This window comes from Burkholderia sp. IO2, assembly GCF_029522185.1.
GTDB classification, from domain to species: Bacteria; Pseudomonadota; Gammaproteobacteria; order Burkholderiales; family Burkholderiaceae; genus Burkholderia; species Burkholderia cenocepacia.
This window is the reverse complement of the sequence record NZ_JAKWFH010000043.1, coordinates 35,620-52,597: the sequence shown is the minus strand read 5'-3', so window position 1 is coordinate 52,597 and position 16,978 is coordinate 35,620. Positions and strand designations below refer to the sequence as shown.

The following is a 16,978-nucleotide window of genomic DNA, read 5'->3' as shown; positions in this document are numbered from 1 at the left end:
AGGTTAATCGGACATATCGGTATTGATCCGAGGATTCGATCATAGTTGCCTGAACTGTCTATAATTCCTTTCAGTTTCACCCCACCCCACAATAACGCCGAGACCGCCATGCTACAAATGTCCCGGCGCCAGTTCCTGAAGGTGACGGCCACGTCGCTTGCCGGATCGAGTCTTGCCCTGATGGGCTTTTCTCCGTCCGAAGCGCTGGCCGAAGTCCGACAGTACAAACTGGCGCGCACCGTCGAAACGCGCAACACCTGTCCTTACTGTTCAGTGGGTTGCGGCATCCTGATGTACAGCCTCGGAGACGGCGCGAAGAATGCGCAGCCGAGCATCATCCACATCGAAGGCGATCCCGACCACCCCGTCAATCGCGGCACGCTGTGCCCGAAGGGCGCGAGCCTGATCGACTTCATCCACAGCCCGAACCGCCTGACGCACCCCGAGTATCGTGCGCCCGGCTCGGACAAGTGGGAACCCATCTCGTGGAACGACGCGCTCGACCGCATCGCGAAGCTGATGAAGGCCGACCGCGACGCGAACTTCGTCGAGACGGCCGAAGACGGCGCGAAGGTCAACCGCTGGCTCACGACCGGCATGCTGGCCGCGTCGGCGGGCAGCAACGAGGTCGGCTACCTGACGCACAAGACCATCCGCAGTCTCGGGATGCTTGCATTCGACAATCAGGCGCGTGTCTGACATGGCCCGACGGTGGCAGGTCTTGCCCCGACGTTTGGCCGTGGAGCGATGACGAACCATTGGGTCGACATCAAGAACGCGGACGTGATTCTCGTGATGGGCGGCAATGCAGCCGAGGCCCATCCGTGCGGTTTCAAGTGGGTGACGGAGGCGAAGGCGCACCGCAAGGCGCGGCTGATCGTCGTCGACCCGCGCTTCACGCGTACGGCCTCGGTGGCCGATTACTACGCGCCGATCCGCACCGGCACCGACATCGTCTTCCTGGGCGGCGTCATCAACTATCTGCTGACGAACGACAAGATCCAGCATGAGTACGTGAAGAACTACACGGACTTCTCGTTCATCGTGCGCGAGGATTTCGCGTTCAACGACGGCATTTATTCCGGCTACGACGCGCAGAAGCACGCGTACCCGGACAAATCGAGCTGGGACTACGAGCGCGGCGACGACGGTTTCGCGAAGGTCGATCCGACGCTGCAGCATCCGCGTTGTGTATACAACCTGCTGAAGCAGCACTACGCGCGCTATACGGCGGACATGGTCCAGCAGGTCTGCGGCACGCCGAAGGACAAATTCCTGAAGGTGTGCGAGATGCTCGCGAGCACGGCCGTACCCGGCCGCGCCGGCACGGTGCTGTACGCGCTCGGCTGGACCCACCACTCGATCGGCGCGCAGATCATCCGCACCGGCGCGATGGTGCAGCTGCTGCTCGGCAACATCGGCATCGCCGGCGGCGGGATGAACGCGCTGCGCGGCCACTCGAACATCCAGGGGCTGACCGACCTCGGGCTGATGTCGAACCTGCTGCCGGGCTACATGACGCTGCCGATGCAGGCGGAGCAGGACTTCGACGCGTACATCAAGAAGCGCGTGCAGCAGCCGCTGCGGCCGAACCAGTTGAGCTACTGGAAGAACTACAAGGCCTTCCACGTCAGCTTCATGAAGTCGTGGTGGGGCGACGCGGCCACCGCCGAGAACAACTGGGCGTACGACTACCTGCCGAAGCTGGACAAGCAGTACGACCTGCTGCAGGCGATCGAGCTGATGAATGCCGGCAAGATGAACGGCTACATCTGCCAGGGCTTCAACCCGCTCGCGGCGGCGCCGTCGAAGGTGAAGACGGCGGCCGGCCTCGCGAAGCTGAAGTGGCTCGTGATCATGGATCCGCTCGCGACCGAGACGTCCGAGTTCTGGAAGCCTCACGGCGACTACAACGACGTCGATCCGTCCAAGATCCAGACCGAGGTGTTCCGCCTGCCGACCACCTGCTTCGCGGAGGAAAACGGCTCGCTCGTGAGTTCGAGCCGCGTGCTGCAGTGGCACTGGAAGGGCGCGGAGCCGCCGGGCGAAGCGAGGAGCGACCTCGAGATCATGTCGGGGCTGTTCCTGCGCATGCGCAAGCTGTACCAGAAGGACGGCGGCAAGTATCCGGACCCGATCGTGAACCTGACCTGGCCGTACGCGAACCCGGAAAGCCCGACGCCCGAGGAACTGGCGATGGAGTTCAACGGGAAAGCGCTCGCCGATCTGCCCGATCCGAAGGATCCGGCGAAGACGCTCGTGAAGAAGGGCGAGCAGCTTGCCGCGTTCGCGCAACTGAAGGACGACGGCACGACCGCGAGCGGCTGCTGGATCTTCTGCGGCGCGTGGACCCAGGCCGGCAACCAGATGGGGCGGCGCGACAACTCCGACCCGACCGGTATCGGCCAGACGTTGAACTGGGCGTGGGCATGGCCGGCGAACCGGCGGATCCTGTACAACCGCGCGTCGTGCGACGTCGCCGGCAAGCCGTTCGACCCGACCCGCAAGCTGATCGGCTGGAACGGCAGCGCGTGGAAGGGCGCCGACATCCCGGACTTCAAGGCGGACGAACCGCCCGAAAACGGGATGGGGCCGTTCATCATGAATCCGGAAGGCGTCGCGCGCTTCTTCGCCCGCGCGGGGATGAACGAAGGTCCGTTCCCCGAGCATTACGAGCCGTTCGAGACGCCGCTCGCCGCGAACCCGCTGCACCCGAACAACCCGCAGGCGCTGAACAACCCGGCCGCCCGCGTGTTCCCGGACGACCGTGCGTCGTTCGGCAAGGTGGCGGAATTCCCGCACGTGGCGACCACGTACCGGCTGACCGAGCACTTCCACTACTGGACCAAGCATGCACGGCTGAACTCGATCATCCAGCCCGAGCAATTCGTCGAGATCGGCGAAGACCTCGCGAAGGAAGTCGGCGTCGCGCATGGCGAGCGCGTGAAGGTGTCGTCCAAGCGCGGCTACATCATCGCGGTCGCGCTCGTCACGAAGCGGATCAAGCCGCTGACGGTCGACGGCAAGAAGGTCCAGACGGTCGGCGTCCCGTTGCACTGGGGCTTCAAGGGCCTGACGAAGCCCGGCTATCTCGCCAATACCCTGACTCCGTCCGTGGGTGACGGCAACTCCTATACACCGGAATTCAAGTCGTTCCTGGTGAAGGTCGAAAAGGCGTAAGGGGGAAGAGATGGCATTGCAATCGCTGGATATCAAGCGCGTCTCGGCCACCACGACGCCACCGCCCACGGTGCGCGAACCGGTGACCGGGAGCGTCGCGAAGCTGATCGACGTATCGAAGTGCATTGGCTGCAAGGCATGCCAGACGGCATGCATGGAGTGGAACGACCTGCGCGACGAAGTCGGCACCAACGTCGGCGTGTACGACAACCCGGCCGACCTGACCGAGCATTCGTGGACGGTCATGCGGTTCTCCGAATACGAGAACCCGGCGGGCGACCTCGAGTGGCTGATCCGCAAGGACGGCTGCATGCACTGCGAGGATCCGGGCTGCCTGAAGGCATGCCCGTCGCCGGGCGCGATCGTGCAGTACAACAACGGGATCGTCGACTTCCACGAGGAGAACTGCATCGGTTGCGGCTACTGCGTGACCGGTTGCCCGTTCAACGTGCCGCGGATCTCGAAGAAGGATCATCGCGCATACAAGTGCACGCTCTGTTCCGACCGCGTCGCGGTCGGCCAGGAACCGGCCTGCGTGAAGACCTGCCCGACGGGCGCGATCGTGTTCGGCACCAAGGAGGACATGAAGCAGCACGCGGCCGAGCGGATCGAGGACCTGAAGGAGCGCGGCTTCGAGCATGCGGGGCTGTACGACCCGCAGGGCGTCGGCGGCACGCACGTGATGTACGTGCTGCACCACGCGGACAAACCGTCGCTGTATCACGGTCTGCCCGACAATCCGTCGATCAGCCCGATGGTGAAGCTGTGGAAGGGTATCGCGAAGCCACTCGCGGTCGCCGGCCTCGCGCTGACCGCGCTGGCCGGGTTCTTCCACTACACGCGGGTCGGTCCGAACGAGGTCACCGACGAGGAAGAAGCCGCTGCCCGCGACGAGGCACGACGCATCAAGGAGGACGCGAAATGAACCACGACGACCCCAACCTGATCGTCCGCTACACGCCGAACGAGCGCACGAACCACTGGATCACCGCGATCACGTTCGTGCTGCTCGCGCTGTCCGGGCTCGCGCTGTTCCATCCGTCGATGTTCTGGCTGACCGCGCTGTTCGGCGGCGGCCAGTGGACGCGGATCCTGCATCCGTTCGTCGGTCTCGTGATGTTCGTGTCGTTCGCGATTCTCGTGGTGCGGTTCTGGCACCACAATGCGCTCGATGCGGACGATCGCCAATGGCTGAAGCAGATCGGCGACGTGCTGACCAACCAGGAAGACAAGCTGCCGCCGGTCGGGCGCTATAACGCCGGACAGAAGCTGCTATTCTTCACGCTGGTGGCGTGCCTGTTGCTGCTCCTGCTGTCGGGAATCGTGATCTGGCGGCGCTATTTCTCGTTCTACTTCCCGATCGGGGTGATCCGCGCGGCCGCTGTCGTGCATGCCGTGGCGGCCTTCGTGCTGATCGCGAGCATCATCGTGCACATTTACGCGGCGTTGTGGGTGAAGGGTTCGATCGGCGCGATGGTGCGCGGCACCGTCACGCTGGGCTGGGCCCGCAAGCATCACCCGAAGTGGTTCCGTGAAAGCGTGAAATAACGCACCGGAGCGGAAGCGGTACGCCGATTGCGGCGTACCGCTCCGCCAACCGCCGGAATCGCCTGAAGAGCGCCGATTCGTCGGCGCTTGTTTTTTGGAAGAAATTTTCGTGACACAACGCATTCTCGAACCGACCGAGATCTCGGCACTCGATCATTCGGCCATTCCGCGCTTTCGCCTGCCGGAGCGCGCGACCGCGTTCGCGGCGCGCGCCGCGCGGCTGCGCAAGCTTGCCGACCTGAACCCGATCAGCGGCTACCTGCGGCTGATGGCCACCGTCGCCGACGCGCAGCACGCGACGCTGCAAGCGCTGGAGCTGCCGCTGCCGTCGAAGGAAGCGATCGCACGCGCACAGGAACATTCGATGCCGCTCGTGCCGGCGCTCGACGGCGAGCGCGATGCGCGCTGGCGCGCCGTGCTGTATGAATTGCTCGACCGCGTCGAAAGCGCGGGGCTCGTCAATCCGCAACTCGCGAAGCTGCTCGACCGGCTGCGCCTGATGGCGCCCGCCGAGCTTGACGCACAGGCCGACGCGATCCTCGCGCTGCGCTTCGCCGAGGTCGACCCGGCCACCGCGCCGTTCCTGATGGCCGCGCTGCAGGTCGCGTGGACGGACCTCGCGAGCCGCGTGACGCCGACCGATGTCCCGTATCTCGACCAGCCGGGGCTGTGCCCGGTGTGCGGCACGCATCCGGTCGCGAGCGTCGTGCGGGTCGGCGGCCAGTATCAGGGCTACCGTTTCCTCCAGTGCGGGCTGTGCACGACCGAGTGGCACATGGTGCGTACCAAGTGCTCGCACTGCGATTCGACGAAAGGCATCGCGTATCACGGGATCGAAGGCGGCAGCGAAGCGATCAAGGCCGAATCGTGCGACGAGTGCAAGACCTATCGCAAGATCGGCTATCAGGAGAAGGACTACGAGTTCGAGCCGCTGGCCGACGATCTCGCGAGTCTCACGCTCGACCTGCTGATGAACGAGGCCGGCTACCAGCGCAGTTCGCCGAACCCGCTGCTGTGGCCGGACGTGTCGCGCGAAGCGGACTGACGGCACGGGGCCGGGGCGGGGCGCGAGCGCCGGCCCGGCCGACTGCGAAGCATGAGACTGGAGCCACGACGACGTGACCGAACCGGGTGTGAATGAACTGAATGCCGTGCTGGCGCGTGTGCCGTCCGTCGAGCGCGTGCTGTCGTCGACACCGTTGCAACCGCTGATCGACGACTATGGCCGCACGCGTGTGCTGAACGCGGTGCGCGCCGAACTGGAACGCTGGCGCACGGCCGCGCAGCACGATCCCGCGGCGGCCGAGCCACTGGACGAGCCGCGCATCGCAGCGGCCGTCGCGCGCACGCTGGCCGCGCAGAGCGCGGGCGCCGTGCGCACCGTGTTCAACCTGACCGGCACCGTGCTGCACACGAACCTCGGGCGCGCGTTGCTGCCCGACGACGCGGTGCGCGCGGTGGTCGACGCGCTCACGCGGCCCGTCAACCTCGAGTTCGACCTCGCGACCGGCCGCCGCGGCGATCGCGACGACCTGATCGACGATCTGCTGTGCGAACTGACGGGTGCGGAGGCCGCGACCGTCGTCAACAACAATGCGGCGGCCGTGCTGCTGACGCTGTCGGCGCTCGCGACGAAGCGGGAAGTGGTCGTGTCGCGCGGCGAGCTGGTCGAGATCGGCGGGGCGTTCCGGATCCCCGACATCATGAGCCGTGCCGGCGCGAAGCTGCACGAGGTCGGCACGACCAACCGCACGCACCTGCACGACTACGCGGCCGCGATCGGCCCGCGCACGGCGCTGCTGATGAAGGTGCACTGCAGCAACTACGCGATCAGCGGCTTTACGAAGGAGACGACGCTCGCTGAACTCGCGCCGCTCGCACGCGAGCGCGGGGTGCCGGTCGCCGTCGATCTCGGCAGCGGCACGCTCGCCGACTTGTCGCAATGGGGCCTGCCGCACGAGACGACCGTGCAGGAAACCGTCGCCGCCGGCGCAAACGTTGTCACGTTCAGCGGCGACAAGCTGCTCGGCGGGCCGCAGGCCGGCCTGATCGTCGGCGACCGCGCACTCGTCGCGAAGATCAAGAAGCATCCGCTCAAGCGCGCGCTGCGCGTCGGCAAGCTGACGCTCGCGGCGCTCGAACCCGTGCTGCGGCTGTATCAGTCGCCCGAATTCCTGCGCGACCGGCTCACGACGCTGCGCCTGCTGACGCGCCCGCAGCGCGAGATCGCCGAGGCCGCCGAACGCGTGCGTCCGGCGTTCCAGGCCGCGCTCGGCAGCGGTTTCGACGTGACGGTCGAGCCGATGTTCAGCCAGATCGGCAGCGGCGCGCTACCGGTCGACCAGTTGCCGAGCGCCGGGCTCGTCGTGCGCTCGGCGGACGGCAAGCGCAGCGGCCGCGCGCTCGCGCAGCTCGAGAAACGCCTGCGCGAATGGCCGCGCCCGGTGATCGGCCGCGTGGCCGACAACGCGCTGCGGCTCGACCTGCGCTGCGTCGAAGCGGCCGACGAAGCGGCGTTCGTCGCGCAATGCGTGCCGCTCGCGGGGCCCGCCGCATGATCGTCGGGACCGCGGGACACATCGACCACGGCAAGACCACGCTCGTGCGTGCGCTGACGGGCGTCGACACCGATCGGCTGAAGGAAGAGAAGGCGCGCGGCATCTCGATCGAGCTGGGTTATGCGTATACGCCGCTCGACAATGGAGACGTGCTCGGCCTGATCGACGTGCCGGGCCACGAGAAGCTGATTCATACGATGGCGGCCGGTGCGTGCGGCATCGACTTCGCGTTGCTCGTGATTGCCGCGGACGACGGCGTGATGCCGCAGACGCGCGAGCATCTCGCGATCCTGCAATTGCTCGGCGTCACGCATGGTGCCGTCGCGCTGACGAAATGTGATCGCGTCGATGCCGCGCGGGTCGCCGAGGTGCGCGACGAGATCGCCGCGTGGCTGCACGATTCGACGCTGGCCGGCGTGCCGATCTTCGAAACGCGCGCGACGGTGGCCGACGATCCGGGCGTCGCCGCGCTGAAGCGGCACCTGGCCGACGCGGCGATCGCGTGGCGCGCGCGTCGCGATGACGGCCTGTTCCGGCTCGCGGTCGATCGTGTGTTTACGCTCGCCGGGCAGGGCACCGTCGTGACGGGTACCGCGTTCGCGGGCCGTGTCGCGACCGGCGACACGCTCGCGATCGTGCGCACCGGCGGCGCGGCCCGCGTGCGCAGCATCCATGCGCAGAACCGGCCGGTCGAGGCCGGCCGCGCGGGCGAGCGTTGCGCGCTGAATCTGGCCGGCGTCGACAAGGCCGACGTCGAGCGGGGCGATACCGTCGCCGATGCGCGGCTCGTCGCGACGTCGCCGCGCCTCGATGTCGAACTGACGTTGCTCGCGGACGCGGGGCTGACGTTGACGCACTGGGCGCCGCTGCATGTGCATCTCGGCACGCTGCATCGCGTGGCTCACGTCGCGCTGCTCGACGGCGACACGCTCGCGGCCGGCCAGCGGATGCGCGTGCAACTGGTGTTCGACGAACCGGTGTTCGCGCTGCCGGGCGACCGCTTCATCGTTCGCAATCCGCAAGCAACGCGCACCGTCGGCGGCGGTCGCGTGCTCGATCCGTTCGGGCCGGCGCGCAAGCGCCGCACGCCGGCGCGCCGTGCGTGGCTCGATGCGCTCGCCGCGTGGCTCGACGAAGGGCGCCTCGATGCACTGCTGGCGCAGGCGCCGCTCGGCATGCCACGCGCGACGCTCACGCATCTGACGGGATTCGCACCCGATGCGCTGGGGTTGCCGGACGACGCGCTGGCTATCGGGCAGCGCGATGCCGCGTCGAATGAAGGCGCGGTGATTTCGCGGGCGCACTGGCGTGCGTTGCAGGCACGGGCGGTCGATACGCTGCGCGCGTACCACGAGCGCATGCCCGACGAGCAGGGGCTCGACGCCGCACGCCTGCGGCGGATGGCGGCGCCGCTCGTCGGCGATGCGCTGTGGCGCGCGCTCGTCGAGGCGCTGGTGGCGGGCGGCGAGGTCGTGCGCAGCGGGCCGTGGCTGCATCTGCCGTCGCATTCGGTGAGCCTCGAGCCGCGCGAGGAAGCGCTGGCGCAGCAACTGCTGCCGCTGATCCACGCGGGGCGCTTCGATCCGCCGTGGGTGCGCGACCTGGCTCGCGATACGGGCGTGGCCGAGGACGCGGTGCGCACGCTGCTGCGCAAGCTCGCGCGGCGCGGCGACGTGCACCAGGTCGTGCGCGACCTGTTCTACCACGCGGACGTCGCACGCGAGCTGGCGGAACTGGTCGCGCATCTCGCGCCGTCGCGCGGCGGCGGGCTCGATGCCGCGACGTTCCGCGACGCGACGGGGCTCGGTCGCAAGCGCGCGATCCAGATTCTCGAGTTCTTCGATCGGGTTGGGTATACTCGCTTCCACCGCGATCTTCACTACCTGCGGCCTGACAGCGGTTGGGTGGGTATTCAGGCGTAGGCGCTCGTCGTTCTTCTCGCTCTTTTGATTCTTTTCCCCACGGAAGGCATTCGTATCCGGTGGTACGGCCGGGCTTCAAACCCGGTTAGGGGCGTCAGACGCTCCTGGGTAGGTTCGACTCCTGCTGCCTTCCGCCACCTCGTTTTTCTCCCGACTCGGCATGCTTCGGACTGCGCGCGCCCGCGTCGAGCGCCCGCATCGCGCAACGGCCGCGACCGCGCAAACTTGATCGGGAAAAGCACTAGAAGTGCGGGAATTATTTCCCGGCTATAGTGAAATGACTGAAGGTAGACGCGCGCGTTTTTGCCGATACCGTTCAGGTCATGACTGTAGACGGGTGCTGTATGAAAAATAAAATCGAAAAGACCGCCGGACCGATCTGGGGTGTGGCTGCAGGATTGTTTCTCGCGGCGGCAGGGTTGAGTCTCGGCATCTTCCCGCAATCCTTGCACGGCTCGGGAAGCGCGAACGACTTCATGGCGTCCGGCGTCGCGATGCTAGGCGTTTTCCTCGTCGTCTATTCCACGCACGAACTGCGAAGAAAGCGCTCGCATTGAGCGCACGCGTGCCGCTGATCCACGAAAATTGACTCGAGTTCGCCGGCTGCGCGTGCATGCGTTCGCCGCGCCGATGTCTACGCTTTACGGATTTCGTGGTTGTAGACGAGTTCGACGATCCGTTTCGTCGGGATGCTTGCGCGCAGCGCATCGACACCGTCGATCGGAAACCACTTGCATTTCTCGATCTCGTTGTTCGCTTGCGGCGTCTGGTCCGGGCCGACTTCCGCGAAGAACACGTGATGGATTTTTGCGAGCCCGGTGAACTGCATCGAGTACACGAGATGCTGGCCGGTCACACCGGTTTCTTCGCACAACTCGCGATGCGCGGCTTCGAGCGGCGTCTCCCCACGCTTGATCGTGCCGCCCGGTAGCGCCCAGCGCGACGACGCACGCGCGACGAGCAGGACTTGCTCGTCGCGGTAGCAGACGACGGTCGCGCGTTCCTTGATCGGGACGGCGCTCGTTTTGGCGGAGGGGGTGGGCGCTCGCGTTTGGGGCATGGAGCCATTCTAACCAGCGCGGATCGATCGGCCAAGGCAGCCTGACCCGATTTGACGTTCGCGGACGACGGTCGAACGACGCGGCCCGTCATGCGTGCCGCGCCGTCATGCGGTTCGTGCCGCGTTTGCCTTTACTTCTTTTCCGGCAGGAACCAGTTCATCACGAGCGCGCAGATGCCGCCCGTCGCCACGCCCGATTCCAGTACGTTCTTCAGTGCATGCGGCAGGCTGTTCAGAATGTCCGGCACCTGCGACACGCCGAGGCCGAGCGCGAGCGACACCGCGATGATCAGCAGCGCACGGCGGTCGAGGTGGACGCCCGCGAGGATGTTGATGCCCGACGCGGCCACCGCACCGAACATCACCATCGCCGCACCGCCGAGCACCGGCTCCGGCACCGCCTGCAGCACGCCGGCGACGACCGGGAACAGGCCGAGCACCACCAGCATGCCCGCGATCCAGATGCCGACGTAGCGGCTCGCGACGCCGGTGATCTGGATCACGCCGTTGTTCTGCGCGAATACCGAGCTCGGGAACGTATTGAACACGCCGGCCAGCAGCGAGTTCGCGCCGTTGACGAGCACGCCGCCCTTGATGCGCTGCATCCACACCGGCCCTTCGACCGGCTCGTTCGAGATCTTGCTGGTGGCCGTCACGTCGCCGATCGCTTCGAGCGACGTGACGAGATAGATGATCAGCATCGGCACGAACAGCGCCCACGAGAAGCCGATGCCGAAGTGCAGCGGCGTCGGGACCTGGAACAGCGCGGCCTGGTGCATGCCGGTGAAATCGAGGCGGCCGAGGAACGCGGCCGCGAGGTAGCCGATCGCAAGCGCGATGACGAGCGCGGTGCTGCGCACCCAGACGACCGGCACGCGGTTCAGCAGGATGATCGTGCCGAGCACGAGGCCCGACAGCGTGAGGTTCTCCGCGCTCGCGAACGTGCCCTTGGCCATCGCGCCGTAGCCGCCGCCCATGCTGATGAGGCCGACCTTGATCAGCGTGAGGCCGATCAGCAGCACGACGATGCCGGTGACGAGCGGCGTGATCAGGCGTTTCACGAACGGCAGGATGCGCGACACGCCCATCTCGACGAACGACCCCGCGATCACGACGCCGAAGATCGCGGCCATCACGGTCTCGACCGGCGTGCCTTGCTTGACCATCAGGCTGCCGCCGGCGATCAGCGGGCCGACGAAGTTGAAGCTGGTGCCCTGGACGATCAGCAGGCCGGCGCCCAGCGGGCCGAAGCGCTTGCACTGGACGAAGGTGGCGATGCCGGAAATGACCAGCGACATCGACACGATCAGGGTCGTATCGCGGCTGGACACGCCGAGCGCCTGGCAGATCAGCAGGCCCGGCGTGACGATCGGCACGATGATCGCCAGCAGGTGCTGCAGCGCGGCGACGAAGGCGACCATCGGCGCCGGCCGGTCGTTCGGGCCGTAGACGAGGTCGCGGGCCGATTCTGCGGCGTCGGCGCCATGGGAGGCGGATTGGGCGGAGGAGGCGGGTTGCATGGCGAGCGGGCCGGACAAGGTGGAAAGTGCGGCATTTTAGCCGAAGGGCCCGCCGGCGCCGCCCGGCCGTGCCGCAATAGTCGACGGCGGCCGGCTGGCGTGAGCCGCGCGACGTCAGCCCGCTGCGCGCGTTGCTTTGCCGCGCGTCGTCGTGCGTGGCGGGCGCGAATCCGGATACGCGCGCTGGCAGACGGCGATGACCGCATCGCGCAGGCGGCGATGCACGGGGTCGCCGTGCATGCGCGGATGCCACAGCGCGGACACCAGGATCGCCGGCAAGCGGACCGGGATCTCGAAACTGCGCAGCCCGAGCGCGTCGGTGAGCCCCGGCGAGCACGCATTGCCGAGGCTCGAGCGCGGCACCAGCGCGACCAGGTCGGTACTGGCCGCGACACGCATCGCGTCCGGATAGCCCGGCACGACGACGTGCACGGCGGGGTCCGGGCCGGCCTGGCCGGTCGAGTCGTCGGCCGGTCCGTCGAAATCGCCGAACTGGGCCGCGATGACGTGACGGCAGGCTGCATAGCGCGCGGGCGTGATCCGGGCCGACGCGAACAGCGGATGCCCGACGCGCGCCACCGCGACGTGCCAGTCGTGAAAGAGCATCCGCGTGTGCAGCTCGGGCGCGTCGTCGCCGCGCTTGCCGATTTGCAGGTCGACGGTGCCGTCGCGCAGCGCTTGCGGATCGCTGTCGAGCTTCGGGACGAAGCGGATACGCACGTGCGGCGCGACGTCGGCCAGCGCGGCCACGACCGGGCCGGCCAGCATTTCCATGAACGACGCGGCCGCCCGGATCGTGAACGTGGCCGTGAGCGTCGCGAGGTCGACGTCGGCCGTCGCCGGCCGCAGCACGGCGCGCGCGTCGCTCGCGACGGCATGCACGCGGTCGCGCAACGCGGTTGCGTGCGGGGTCGGCACGAGCCTGCGCCCGGCGCGCACGAGCAGTTGATCGCCGGTGGCGGCGCGCAGCCGCGTGAGCGTGCGGCTCATCGCGGACGTGCTCAGGCCCAGCCGGCGCGCGGCGCCGGTCACGCTGCTCTCTGACAGCAGCGCGTCGAGCGCGGTGACGAGGTTCAGGTCGATGTTTTCCATGTGGACAGGATACGCCACTGCGAGGCGTGACATGGCGTTCGATGCAACGATGGATTGCATTCGGTGCGTCTGGCGCCTGTCGTGGCGCCCGCCTATAGTGGGTGCATGACGAACACGGTAAACGCGAAAACCATGCAATCGACTGAATCGAATCGACGCAACGCGCCCGCGATCCTCCTCGTCGCGGCGTCGCGCGGCCTCGGGCTCGCGATGGCGGAGGCCTTCCTGAACAAGGGCTGGAACGTGACGGGGACCGTGCGCGCAGGATCGGGGCGCACGCAGCTGCACGAGCTGGCCGAGCGGTTCGACGGCCGGCTCGAGATCGGCACGCTCGACATCTGCGCGCCCGCGCAACTGGCCGCGCTGCGCGAGCGTCTGGCGGGCCGGCGCTTCGACATGCTGTTCGTGAACGCGGGCACGACCAACGATCCGAACGAAACGATCGGTGAAGTGACGACCGACGAATTCGTACGCGTGATGATCACGAATGCGCTGGCGCCGATGCGCGCGATCGAGACGCTGCAGGATCTGGTGACCGACGACGGGCTGATCGGCGCGATGTCGTCGGGGCAGGGCAGCGTCGCGAACAACGTCAGCGGCATGCGCGAGGTCTATCGCGGCAGCAAGGCCGCGCTGAACCAGTTCATGCGCAGCTTCGCGGCGCGTCAGGCCGATACGCGCCGCGCGATGGCGCTGATGGCGCCCGGCTGGGTCCGCACCGAACTCGGCGGGCCCGACGCACGCCTGACCATCGACGAAAGCGTGCCGAGCCTCGTCGACGTGCTGCTCGCGAAGCGGGCGCGGCCCGGGCTCGAATACCTCGACTATCTGGGGCGCACGGTGCCGTGGTGAACAGGTGGCTGACCGCGCGCGGCCAGCCGGGAGATGACGTTGCGTACGCAACGATTGCGGGGAGCGCCGACGTGCGCGTCGCTGCATCGCACAACCGACCGCGCTTGACACCAGCGCGTTGCCCGCCGTAAATTGCGCAGGCAGATCTAGATAAGAGACTATCTGTAAGATGGTCTCTCCATGCGTCGATCGCATCTGCAATGTCGAGCCTCTTACAGAACAAATATACGGAGGCCGATTGTGCAAACGATCGCGGTCAAGCTTCATGGCATTGAAGACGTCATCTCCTTTCTCGACACGCGCCCCGGTATCGCGGGCAGGGCGGGACTCGTCTGGTGGCTGTCGCTCGGCGGGCTGTTTCTCGACGCATTTTCCAACTCGGCATTGAGCGCCGGCCTCGGGCCGATGACGCACGAATTGCATCTGTCGGCCGCACAGGTCGCATGGATGACGTCGTTCGCGTCGTGGGTCGCGATCGCGTTCAACCCGATCGGCGGCTGGATGGCCGACCGCTGGGGCCGCGTGCGGCCGCTGATCGCCGCGAAGCTGCTGTCGGTGATCGGCGCGTTGCTGGTGGTGTTCGCGCCCGATTTCAATACGATTCTCGCGGGCCGCTTCTTCGTCGGGATGGCGTACGGCATCGACTTCGCGATCGCGATGGCGATGCTCGCGGAATTCACGCCGGGCCACCTGAAGAGCCGACTCAATACCTGGCAGGGCATGTGGTACACGGCCGTGTGCCTGAACCTGCTGCTCGCGCTGCTGTTTCATGCTTGGCAGGTCGGCGATTCGATCTGGCGCTACTCGGTGGCGGCGACCGCCGTGTTCGGCGTCGCGATCCTCGCGCTGCAATGCGCATTCCTCGTCGAAAGCCCGATCTGGCTCGCCCGCAAGGAGCGGCTCGACGAGGCGGCGCGCGCGATGACGCGCATCTACGGGCAGCCATTCGTCGCCGCGCCCGCGCATGAACGTACTCCCGTCGTCAATCCGGCCACGCGCGGCCTCGCGAACGTGCTGCTGATCTTTCGCGGCGTCTACCTGCCGCGCACGATCCTGGCCGCGACCGTGCAGATCGGCCAGTCGATCGAATACTTCGCGATCGGCTGGTACCTGCCGCTGATCAGCGCGGCGCTGTTCGGCAAGGACTTCGTCTACGCGACGCTCGGCGCGCTCGTGTTCAACCTGTTCGGGATCGTCGGCGGCTTCTCGTCGTCGGCGGTCGGCCGCCGTGTCGGGCTGCGTCGCGCGTCGGCGTTCGGCTTCGCGGCGGTCTGCGTGATGCTGGTTGCGCTCGGGTTGTTTCATGCGCGCATGCCGCTGTGGCTGTCGGTGGTCGTGCCGTCGCTGTTCATCCTGTTCCACTCGGCCGGCCCCGGCGCGAACGGCAAGAGCCTGTCGTCGCTGTCGTTTCGCGGCGAATTGCGCGCGGGTGCGAACGGCATCGTCGGGGCGCTCGGCTCGATCGGCGCCGCGCTTGGCCTGCTGGTCTTTCCGCTGTTTCGTGCGCGCTACGGCCTCGAACACACGTTCCTGATCCTCGCGATCGTGCCGTGCGTGGCCAGCGCGATCTGTTTCGCGATCCGCTGGGATCCGACCCGCACCACCGTCAATCCCGACAACGAACCCGACGCGCCGCACTTCGGCGACGACGCGCGCGCCACGTCGGCCTTCCTGAAACCCGCCATCGAGAAAACGCAGCGATGACCGAATCCCGAAACGCCATTCTCGCGATCGACGAAGGCACGTCCGGCACGCGCGCCGCGCTCGTCGACGCGAGCGGCCACGTGTCGTGCCTGGAATACCTGCCGCTGTCGGTCGAGAGCCCGCAGCCCGGCGTCGTCGAACAGGACGCGAACGCGATCCTCGACAAGACGCTCGCCGTCTGCCGTGCGACGCTCGCGCAGGCGCATCAACAGCACGTGCGCATCGTCGCGCTGGCGCTCGCGACGCAGCGTGCGACCGCCGTGCTGTGGGACACGCGGACCGGGCGCGCGCTCGTGCCCGCGATGGTCTGGCAGGACACGCGCCATGCGGCCGAGCTCGACCGTCTCGCGGCCGACTGGGACCGCGTGCTGGTGCCGCAGGTCGGCCGGCCGGCGGGGGTGCGCTCGCCGTATCTGTGGGCCGTGCACCAGTTGCGTACGTCGCGGGCGGTGGCCGATGCGCATCGCGCCGGCCGTCTCGCGTTCGGCACGATCGACACGTGGCTGCTGTGGCATCTGTCCGAGGCACGCGCGTGCATCACGACGCCGACCAACGCGACGTCCGCCAGCGCATACCTGCTCGGCGAGCATCGCTATTTCGACCCGTGGCTCGACGCACTCGGCTTTCCGCGCGAACTGCTGCCGGCGCTGCGCGAGGACGCCGACGCGTTCGGCCACACGCGCGCGGACGTGCTCGGCATCGACGTGCCGATCCTCGCGTGCGCGGGCGACCAGTTCGCGGGCGCGGTCGGCCTCGGCTGCGTCGAGCGCGGCCAGGCAATGTGCGTGCACGGCACCGGCAGCTTCGTCGACCTGCTGACGGGGACGGCGCGCCCCGACGCCGGATCGCATGCGCAACCCGGCCACGCACACGACGGCACGCTGGCGATGACCGCGCGGCGGCACGGCGGCGTGTCGCATTACTCGCTCGAAACCTTCGTCGCGACGACCGGCTCGGCGTTGCGCTGGGTCTGCGAAAAGTTGCGCTGGTTCGACGACCCCGCGCAGATCAGCGCGCTGGCGGGCAGCGTGCGGTCGGCGCGCGGCGTGACCTTCGTGCCGGCGCTCACCGGCCTGCGCGTGCCGAGGATGGAGCCGAACGCGCGTGCGCTGCTGTCCGGCATCTCGATCGCGACGACCCAGGCCGAGGTCGCGCATGCGGTACTCGAAGGCATCGCGCATTCGGTCGCGTCGTGCATGGAGGCGAACGAGGCGGTCGCGCGGGCCGGCGTGTCCGAGCTGATCGTCGGCGGCGGCCTCGCGGGCAGCGACACGCTGCTGCAGATCCAGGCCGACGTGAGCGGCGTGCCGGTGCGCCGGATGCGCGACGGCGATCGCGCGAGCCTGCGCGGCGCGGCGTTTCTCGCGGGCGCGTCGGGGTTGCTGTGGGAATCGCTCGAGGCGGCCCGTGCGACGCTCGTCACCGACGCCGTCTTCGAACCGTCGATCGATGCGGACAGCCGGCAGCGGCGGCGCGCGGCCTGGCATGCGCGGATCGCGTCCGAGCTCGCGCACGCGGCCGATTTTGCTCATGCGTAAGCAC

The 16,978-nt window shown here is 67.7% G+C and carries 13 protein-coding genes and 1 tRNA gene; 11 read left to right on the top strand and 3 right to left on the bottom strand.

The window, feature by feature from the left end:
* The first annotated feature begins 108 nt into the window (after positions 1-108).
* From fdnG to MMB92_RS24990, 8 genes are all read left to right on the top strand, one after another.
* The gene (gene fdnG / locus MMB92_RS25025; RefSeq protein WP_077208670.1) at positions 109-3,180 is read left to right on the top strand and encodes a formate dehydrogenase-N subunit alpha; all 3,072 of its coding nucleotides are present in this window, start codon (positions 109-111) and stop codon (positions 3,178-3,180) included.
* Between the two features lie 10 nt (positions 3,181-3,190).
* Complete coding sequence (gene fdxH / locus MMB92_RS25020; protein ID WP_006488883.1) at positions 3,191-4,105, top strand: formate dehydrogenase subunit beta; 915 nt, start codon at positions 3,191-3,193, stop codon at positions 4,103-4,105.
* Positions 4,102-4,728: a formate dehydrogenase subunit gamma gene (locus MMB92_RS25015; protein ID WP_027805740.1), complete on the top strand. Its 627-nt coding sequence runs from the start codon at positions 4,102-4,104 to the stop codon at positions 4,726-4,728. The genes fdxH and MMB92_RS25015 overlap by 4 nt, the downstream gene beginning before the upstream one ends.
* A gap of 109 nt (positions 4,729-4,837) precedes the next feature.
* On the top strand, positions 4,838-5,773 hold the full coding sequence (fdhE, locus tag MMB92_RS25010; RefSeq protein WP_006492897.1) for a formate dehydrogenase accessory protein FdhE: 936 nt from the start codon (positions 4,838-4,840) through the stop codon (positions 5,771-5,773).
* A gap of 73 nt (positions 5,774-5,846) precedes the next feature.
* Complete coding sequence (gene selA, locus MMB92_RS25005; RefSeq protein ID WP_006495931.1) at positions 5,847-7,286, top strand: L-seryl-tRNA(Sec) selenium transferase; 1,440 nt, start codon at positions 5,847-5,849, stop codon at positions 7,284-7,286.
* Positions 7,283-9,208: a selenocysteine-specific translation elongation factor gene (gene selB / locus MMB92_RS25000; protein WP_048986921.1), complete on the top strand. Its 1,926-nt coding sequence runs from the start codon at positions 7,283-7,285 to the stop codon at positions 9,206-9,208. The genes selA and selB overlap by 4 nt, the downstream gene beginning before the upstream one ends.
* 41 nt (positions 9,209-9,249) lie before the next feature.
* Positions 9,250-9,345, top strand: a tRNA-Sec gene (locus tag MMB92_RS24995).
* A gap of 207 nt (positions 9,346-9,552) precedes the next feature.
* Positions 9,553-9,765, top strand: coding sequence for a hypothetical protein (locus MMB92_RS24990; RefSeq protein ID WP_006488812.1), 213 nt, complete (start codon positions 9,553-9,555; stop codon positions 9,763-9,765).
* Between the two features lie 77 nt (positions 9,766-9,842).
* Here the strand turns inward: MMB92_RS24990 and MMB92_RS24985 are convergent, their stop codons facing one another.
* The 3 genes from MMB92_RS24985 to MMB92_RS24975 all read right to left on the bottom strand — a co-directional run bounded on the left by MMB92_RS24985 (position 9,843) and on the right by MMB92_RS24975 (position 12,880).
* On the bottom strand, positions 9,843-10,268 hold the full coding sequence (locus MMB92_RS24985; RefSeq protein ID WP_062885433.1) for an NUDIX hydrolase: 426 nt from the start codon (positions 10,266-10,268) through the stop codon (positions 9,843-9,845).
* A gap of 131 nt (positions 10,269-10,399) precedes the next feature.
* Complete coding sequence (locus MMB92_RS24980) at positions 10,400-11,788, bottom strand: nucleobase:cation symporter-2 family protein (protein ID WP_034178302.1); 1,389 nt, start codon at positions 11,786-11,788, stop codon at positions 10,400-10,402.
* 114 nt (positions 11,789-11,902) lie between these two features.
* On the bottom strand, positions 11,903-12,880 hold the full coding sequence (locus MMB92_RS24975) for a LysR substrate-binding domain-containing protein (protein ID WP_277563016.1): 978 nt from the start codon (positions 12,878-12,880) through the stop codon (positions 11,903-11,905).
* 132 nt (positions 12,881-13,012) lie between these two features.
* Here MMB92_RS24975 and MMB92_RS24970 point away from each other — a divergent pair, with 132 nt between their 5' ends.
* From MMB92_RS24970 to MMB92_RS24960, 3 genes are all read left to right on the top strand, one after another.
* Positions 13,013-13,732, top strand: a complete 720-nt coding sequence (locus MMB92_RS24970) for an SDR family oxidoreductase (protein ID WP_059722640.1) — start codon at positions 13,013-13,015, stop codon at positions 13,730-13,732.
* 240 nt (positions 13,733-13,972) lie between these two features.
* A complete protein-coding gene (locus MMB92_RS24965) occupies positions 13,973-15,436 on the top strand; it encodes an MFS transporter (protein WP_034202544.1) in 1,464 nt (487 codons plus the stop codon).
* Positions 15,433-16,974 (top strand): FGGY family carbohydrate kinase, encoded by a 1,542-nt coding sequence (locus tag MMB92_RS24960; protein ID WP_034202543.1) that lies wholly within the window; start codon positions 15,433-15,435, stop codon positions 16,972-16,974. Before MMB92_RS24965 ends, MMB92_RS24960 begins: the two co-directional genes overlap by 4 nt.
* Positions 16,975-16,978: the final 4 nt, after the last annotated feature.

What these genes read in the sequence shown, in the direction of transcription:
- fdxH (WP_006488883.1), top strand. Translation starts at nt 3,191, where the DNA reads ATGGCATTGCAATCGCTGGATATCAAGCGCGTCTCGGCCACCACGACG.
- MMB92_RS25015 (WP_027805740.1), top strand. Translation starts at nt 4,102, where the DNA reads ATGAACCACGACGACCCCAACCTGATCGTCCGCTACACGCCGAACGAG.
- selB (WP_048986921.1), top strand. Translation starts at nt 7,283, where the DNA reads ATGATCGTCGGGACCGCGGGACACATCGACCACGGCAAGACCACGCTC.
- MMB92_RS24990 (WP_006488812.1), top strand. Translation starts at nt 9,553, where the DNA reads ATGAAAAATAAAATCGAAAAGACCGCCGGACCGATCTGGGGTGTGGCT.
- MMB92_RS24985 (WP_062885433.1), bottom strand. Translation starts at nt 10,268, where the DNA reads ATGCCCCAAACGCGAGCGCCCACCCCCTCCGCCAAAACGAGCGCCGTC.
- MMB92_RS24980 (WP_034178302.1), bottom strand. Translation starts at nt 11,788, where the DNA reads ATGCAACCCGCCTCCTCCGCCCAATCCGCCTCCCATGGCGCCGACGCC.
- MMB92_RS24975 (WP_277563016.1), bottom strand. Translation starts at nt 12,880, where the DNA reads ATGGAAAACATCGACCTGAACCTCGTCACCGCGCTCGACGCGCTGCTG.
- MMB92_RS24970 (WP_059722640.1), top strand. Translation starts at nt 13,013, where the DNA reads ATGCAATCGACTGAATCGAATCGACGCAACGCGCCCGCGATCCTCCTC.
- MMB92_RS24960 (WP_034202543.1), top strand. Translation starts at nt 15,433, where the DNA reads ATGACCGAATCCCGAAACGCCATTCTCGCGATCGACGAAGGCACGTCC.